The organism is Actinokineospora terrae, from assembly GCF_900111175.1.
Lineage (GTDB): Bacteria > Actinomycetota > Actinomycetes > Mycobacteriales > Pseudonocardiaceae > Actinokineospora > Actinokineospora terrae.
Genome location: NZ_FOGI01000017.1, coordinates 151,856 through 158,325 on the forward strand (window position 1 = coordinate 151,856; position 6,470 = coordinate 158,325).

Consider the following 6,470-nt stretch of genomic DNA (forward strand, 5'->3'; position numbering starts at 1 on the left):
CGGCCGACGGGGCCTTCGCATGTCACGCAACGCTGTTCGGCGCGCCTCCCCGGATCGGGAGATGATCAATGGAATGTATGCAGTCAATCCTGCATCTCGGGAGTGATCATGCGTTCCGTTGTCCCCACCCTGGCCGTGCTCGCCACCCTCGTGCTGACCGGCTGCGACCCCAACGCGCTCGGCGCGGGCGGCACCTCGGTCCCCGCACCGGCCCCCGGCGCGGCAGGCAACCACCAGGCCCAACTCGCCGCGTTGGGCCAACCCCGCCCGGAAGACACCGGCGCTCACTACAACCGCGACGAGTGGGGCGAGTGGGTCACCGACCGGGCCAACAGCTGCAGCACCCGTGAGCAGATCCTGGTGCGCGACGGCGACGGCGAGACCGTGGACGGCAGGTGCAAGTCGACCTGCCCCAAGGCCTTCTGCTGGACCAGCCGCTACGACGGGGTCACCACCAAGGACCCGGCCGACCTGCAGATCGACCACATCGTGCCGCTCGCCGAGGCCGCCCGCTCCGGGGCCCGCGACTGGACCGGCGCCCAGCGCAAGGCCTACTACAACGACCCGATCAACCTGGTCGCGGTGTCCGCGCGCTCCAACCAGCAGAAGAGCGACGGCGACCCCGGCAAGTGGCGCCCGATGCGCGAGTACTGGTGCGACTACGCCACCGGCTACGTCGCGGTGAAGACGAAGTACCAGCTCAGCGTGGACGACGTGGAGCTCGCCGAGCTGACCCGGATGCTCAACACCTGCCCGTAACGAGAGAGAGGGCCGCGACCAGTGGTCGCGGCCCTCTACGGGGTCTGGATCAGACGCCCGCGATGCTCTGGATCCAGCTGCGGTACGAGCCCACCGAGGTGTAGTTGGTGATGCTCTGCCGGTCGCTGGTGGAGGCGACGCCGATCTGGCGGCCGTTGCCGAACATCGGGCCACCCGAGTCGCCACCGGCGGTGATGCCGTTGACCCGGCGGGCCTGCACGGCGACACCGTTGTAGGCGTCGCGCGCGTTGGTCGAGGTCACCTGCACGGTCGCGACCTTGAGGTAGCGCGACTGGCAGTTGATCTCGGGCTGGCCGGTGCAGGTGGCGCCCCAGCCGTAGACCTGGACCTGCTGGCCGACGCGGGCGTCGGCGGTGGTGCCCAGCGGCGCGTAGGTCGCCGACACGCTGCGGTCCAGGCGCGCGATGGCCAGGTCCGAGGCGGAGTGCCGGTAGATCTGCGAGGCGTTGGCGGTGGTGCCACCGGTGGTCTGGTCGAGGCTGCCGACCCGGAAGCTGATCGTGCCGCTGGCCACGCAGTGCTTGGCGGTCAGGATGTACTGCGGGGCGATGATGGTCGCCGAGCAGGACTGCTGGCCGTTGCTGAACAGCCGCGCCGCCCAGGGCGCGTTGCTCGCCGTACCGCCACCGATGATGGCGGGGGTCTGCACCGGGTCACCGGCGGGCGCCGCCGACGAGGTCGGCGCCGCGGCCAGCACCGCGAGCGCGGCACTGGCGATCGCCACAGCGAACTTGGTCTTCTTCATGCGTTTCTCGATTCTGCGGCCGAGGCCGCGGCAGGGGTGAATCGGGAATCGTCCACAGAGTCGGCCCCGTGTGGACTGTTGGCGACGGCGACCCGATCCGGCAGGCGCGCTCAGGGGAACCCCAGGTCAGCTAGGCCTGGCACTGTGCGCACTCGGACCGTCACACCGTCCGGAAGTCACTTTTTCACCCAAAACCGGCTAATCGCAAGGGTCGGATGTTCCCACCACGTTCACAGTCACCGAATTGGCAATTGGTAACGACGACCCACGGATTGCGTGAATGTGTTTCCACATTCGCCCGGTCGGCCGCGCGGGGGTGACGGGGTTCGCGCCCGGCCGCCTGCGGGGTCCGCCGCCACTAGCATCGGGCTCGCGGGGCGCGGCGACGAGGCCGCGTCCGCGATCGACTCAGGAGGTCGACCCCGATGGCGCTGCTGCGCAGCTACGTATCCGGCCGATGGCACACCCCCGGCGTGGACGGGACCCCGCTGCTGGACGCGGTCACCGGTGACGAGGTAGCCCGGATCTCCTCCGACGGCGTCGACATGCGCGCCGCGCTCGAGCACGGTCGCCGGATCGGCGGGCCCGCGCTGCGGGAGCTGACCTTCCACCAGCGCGCCGCCCTGCTCAAGGTCCTCGCGACCTACCTCACCGAGCACAAGGCCGAGCTCTACGCCCTCTCCGCCCGCACCGGCGCCACCCAGCGCGACTCGCTCGTCGACATCGACGGCGGTATCGGCGTCCTGTTCACCTACAGCAGCAAGGGGCGCCGCGAACTCCCGAACGCCAAGGTCCTCGCCGAGGGGCCGGTCGAGCGCCTCAGCCGCGAGGGCACCTTCGTCGGCCGCCACATCGCCGCCCCCCTGCACGGCGTCGCGGTGCAGATCAACGCCTTCAACTTCCCCGTGTGGGGACCGCTGGAGAAGTTCGCCCCCGCGTTCCTGGCGGGCGTCCCCAGCCTGATCAAGCCCGCCAGCCAGACCGCCTACGTCACCGCCAGGCTGGTCGAGCTGATGCTCGCCTCCGGCGCCCTCCCCGAGGGCAGCCTCCAGCTGGTCAGCGGCAGCGCGGGCGACCTGCTCGACCACCTCACCCCGCAGGACCTGGTCGGCTTCACCGGCTCGGCGGGCACCGCCCGCAAGCTGCGCGGCCACCCCGTCGTCATCGCCAACTCCGTGCGGTTCACCGCCGAGGCCGACTCGCTCAACTGCTCGATCCTGGGCCCCGACGCCACCGACGGCACCCCCGAGTTCGACCTGTTCGTCAAGCAGCTCGTCGCCGAGATGACGGTCAAGGCGGGCCAGAAGTGCACCGCCATCCGCCGCGCGTTCGTGCCCAGCGGCCTGCTGGACGCCGTGACCGACGCCGTCACCGCCCGCCTCGCCAAGATCGCCATCGGCAACCCGGCCAACCCGGACGTCCGGATGGGCGCCCTGGCCAGCCTCGACCAGCGCGAGGAGGTCCGCCGCTCGGTCCGCGCCCTCACCGACGCGGGCACCCTCGTCTACGGCAACCTCGACCGGGTCGACACCGTCGACGCCGACTCCGAGCGTGGCGCCTTCCTGTCCCCGCTGCTCGTACGCGCTAACGACCCCGGCCGGGCCGAACCGCACGAGGTCGAGGCGTTTGGCCCGGTCAGCACCCTCTTGCCCTATGACGGCGTCGACGAGGTGGTAGCGCTAGCCGCGCGCGGCCAGGGCAGCCTCGTTGGCTCCATCGTCACCGGTGACGTCGACTTCGCCACCGCCGTCACCCTCGGCGTCGCGCCGTGGCACGGCCGGCTGTTGGTGCTCGACACCGACAACGCCAAGGAGTCCACCGGACACGGCTCCCCGCTGCCCGCTCTTATCCACGGCGGCCCCGGTCGCGCGGGCGGCGGCGAGGAGATGGGCGGCATCCGCGGCGTCTTGCACCACCTGCAGCGCACCGCGATCCAGGCCAGCCCCCGGGTGCTTGCGGCGATCACGGGGGAGTGGGTCCCCGGCGCGCCCCGCGCCGAGGGCGACGTGCACCCGTTCCGCAAGTCCCTGGCCGAGCTGCGCGTCGGCGACAGCGTGACCGCGGGCCCCCGTACCGTCACCCAGGCCGACATCGACCACTTCTCCGAGTTCACCGGCGACACCTTCTACGCCCACACCAACCCCGAGGCGGCCGCGGCCAACGAGTTCTTCGGCGGCATCGTCGCCCACGGCTACCTGATCGTCTCCTTCGCCGCGGGCCTGTTCGTCTCCCCGGAACCCGGCCCGGTGCTGGCCAACTACGGCCTGGAGAACCTGCGGTTCACCACCCCGGTGTTCCCCGGTGACGAGCTGACGGTGACGCTGACCGCCAAGCAGATCATCCCCAGGGAGAACGCCGAGTACGGCGAGGTCCGCTGGGACGCCGACGTCACCAAGCAGGACGGCACCTCCGCCGCCCGCTACGACGTGCTCACCCTCGTCGCCAAGTCCTGACAGAGCAGGAGGCGACCCCGGGCGGGGTCGCCTCCTGCCGTTCAGGGGCTACTTGACCTTGGCGCCCGTCGCGTCCAGGGCGAACCAGGTGCCGCCGACACCCTGGCCGTTGGTGTCGCACGGGACCTTGTCGCCCGAGAAGCGGTAGACCGGCCAGCCGCCGACCGTGACCTGCTTGCTGCCGTCCGGCCTGGTCACGCTGCCGACCACCGACGGGTCCAGCCCGGCGACCGCCGCGCCGTCGGGCAGCAGCACCGGCGGCCACTTGACCGCGCAGTCACCGGCGCAGGTCGTGGTCGACGGCTTGGCGGTGTCCTTGTCGAACCGGTACAGGGTCATACCCGCCTGGTCGGTGACGATCTGCCCCAGCTTGCCGACCTTCATCACCGTCAGCGGCACCGTCTTGGCCGCCTCCGCTGTCTTGGCCACGGCCTTCTTGCCGTCCGGCTGGAAGGCGAACCAGGTGCCGCCCGCGCCCTGGCCCTTGAGGTCACCGGCCGCCACGTCCTTGGCGAAGCGGTAGGCGGGCCAACCCGCGATCGTCAGCTGCCTGCCGCCCTCCGGGCGCTCGATGGTGCCGAGCAGCGCCTGGTCGATCCCGGTCACCTGCAGCGCGATCGGGTCCTCGACCATCACCGGCGGCCACGCGGTGGCGCACTCACCGGCGCACGCGGTCGTCGGCGGCTTCGCGGTGTCCTTGTCGAAGCGGTAGAGCGAACGGCCGTCGCCATCGGTCACGAACGCGCCGACCTCGGCGGACTCCGCGGTCGCCAGGCCCGCGGTCAGCGCCACGGCGGCCGCCCGCGGCTCGATGTCCACTGTGGACCGGGCGGCGGACTGGGCCGCGCCGGGGACGGCCTGCTCCTGACCGCACGCGGCAAGGCCTGCGGCGAGGGCGATGGCGGACACGGTCAGGATCAGCTTGCGCATCGGGTGTCTCCCGTGGGGATCGAAGGTACGCATCCCACACGGGGCCGGGGCCGGACCGGTTCACCCCGGATGTGCGACGGCGGCCGCCCCCTCGTGGGGACGGCCGCCGTCGGTGCTCGATCAGGCCGCGTCGTGGATGACGACGGTCAGCGGCTGCTGGTTCGCCGCGATCCCGGTCGCGTAGTTGCGCTGCACCCTGGCCCGCTCCGCGGCGCTCGGCTGCGCGTTCGCGCAGCTGACCGGGGCGGAGCTGCCCGACATCAGGTCCGAGCACAGCCCGGTCCGGTTGTCGGGCAGGCCCAGGTTGTGGCCGAGCTCGTGGGTGATGATGCGGGTCTTGTTGTAGCCCTGGTCGACGGCCTGCTTGCCGAACCACACCTGCGCCGATCCGGTGGAGCGGACCGGTCCGAGGGTGGCCCGCGGCCAGCCCGGGTCGGACACGATGCGGATGTTGACCCGCTGGCCCGAGGTCGCCTTCACGAGCTTGACGTTCGGCGCCGCCGCGTTCCAGATGCCCGCGGCCGCGGCGATCTCGGTGCGGTACTGGCTGGCGCCGGAGTCGTCGTAGGTCAGGGTGGTGACCAGTGCCGCCGAGTCCTGGGCCGCGGTGGCCGGGGTGGCGACCCCGACCACGACGGCGGCGCCGAGGAAGGCGTTCGCCGCGATCAACGCGAGCGTTCGTCGTTGCATGGGTATCTCCTGGTGTTGTGCGACCCGCCGGGACGGGTCGAACCCGGGTGGTTGCCATGCGGTCGGCCACGCCGAAGGGACGGCGACGACGTCGAACCTGCCGCTGCTCAACGCACGGGGCACCCGGTCGACGCGGTGCCCCGTGACCATGGGTACTCGGTGCTCCTGGAGATCCAGTGCAATAGTGACCGCGATCACAGGGTTTGACTTTCCCAGGGCGGGGAAGCTCCATAAGTGAACGACGGGTGTCCGCGCGGCTATCGTGATCAGCGGAAACTCCCCTTCCGGGGTGGTCGTGGCCCGTGTCGGGCGGTTTGCGGGCCCGGCGCTGGTGATTGCGCCGGATGTGTTGGGGCGCAAGGGTTTCCGGGGTTGCGTTGGCGCTAGGGGACCCCCGATTTGATCCCGCGTTGGCGGCCGTGTAACTTTCTTCTTGTCAGCGGAACGGGCCGGGAAAACCGGAACGGAGCGGACACAAGAACTTCAGCGGTAACCAGCCTCGGATGAGGTCGCCCTTCGGTGGCGGTTGATTCGGATGTGCGTGTGTTGTTTGAGAACTCAACAGTGTGCCGATTTAAGCCAGTAGAGCTTGAATGATTGAACCCCATTTGTGGGTTCCTTTGAGATGAATTGATGCCAGTTTGGTGTCTTTTTGTCAGGCAATAACTCTTAAAGCATCTTTGGAGAGTTTGATCCTGGCTCAGGACGAACGCTGGCGGCGTGCTTAACACATGCAAGTCGAGCGGTAAGGCCCTTCGGGGTACACGAGCGGCGAACGGGTGAGTAACACGTGGGTAATCTGCCCCATACTCTGGGATAAGCCCGGGAAACTGGGTCTAATACCGGATATGACCCTGCACCGCATGGTGTGG

Annotated in this window: 5 protein-coding genes and 1 rRNA gene; 3 read left to right on the top strand and 3 right to left on the bottom strand. The window is 70.0% G+C overall.

Annotated features, from left to right (window positions below; all coding sequences use genetic code 11):
* Nucleotides 1-108 precede the first annotated feature (108 nt).
* Entirely contained in the window at nucleotides 109-759 is a 651-nt protein-coding gene (locus tag BMY07_RS31175) for an HNH endonuclease family protein (protein WP_092786522.1), read from the top strand.
* A 49-nt stretch (nucleotides 760-808) separates the two neighbouring features.
* Here BMY07_RS31175 and BMY07_RS31180 read toward each other — a convergent pair whose 3' ends face one another.
* Complete coding sequence (locus BMY07_RS31180) at nucleotides 809-1,525, bottom strand: S1 family peptidase (protein WP_092786484.1); 717 nt, start codon at nucleotides 1,523-1,525, stop codon at nucleotides 809-811.
* A 425-nt stretch (nucleotides 1,526-1,950) separates the two neighbouring features.
* Here BMY07_RS31180 and paaZ point away from each other — a divergent pair, with 425 nt between their 5' ends.
* On the top strand, nucleotides 1,951-3,978 hold the full coding sequence (gene paaZ, locus BMY07_RS31185; RefSeq protein ID WP_092786486.1) for a phenylacetic acid degradation bifunctional protein PaaZ: 2,028 nt from the start codon (nucleotides 1,951-1,953) through the stop codon (nucleotides 3,976-3,978).
* A gap of 48 nt (nucleotides 3,979-4,026) precedes the next feature.
* Here paaZ and BMY07_RS31190 read toward each other — a convergent pair whose 3' ends face one another.
* Complete coding sequence (locus tag BMY07_RS31190) at nucleotides 4,027-4,908, bottom strand: hypothetical protein (RefSeq protein ID WP_092786488.1); 882 nt, start codon at nucleotides 4,906-4,908, stop codon at nucleotides 4,027-4,029.
* Between the two features lie 120 nt (nucleotides 4,909-5,028).
* Entirely contained in the window at nucleotides 5,029-5,598 is a 570-nt protein-coding gene (locus tag BMY07_RS31195) for a snapalysin family zinc-dependent metalloprotease (protein ID WP_092786524.1), read from the bottom strand.
* A 677-nt stretch (nucleotides 5,599-6,275) separates the two neighbouring features.
* On the opposite strand from BMY07_RS31195, the gene BMY07_RS31200 reads away from it, so the two are divergent.
* Nucleotides 6,276-6,470 (top strand): 16S ribosomal RNA (locus BMY07_RS31200); the annotation flags it as partial.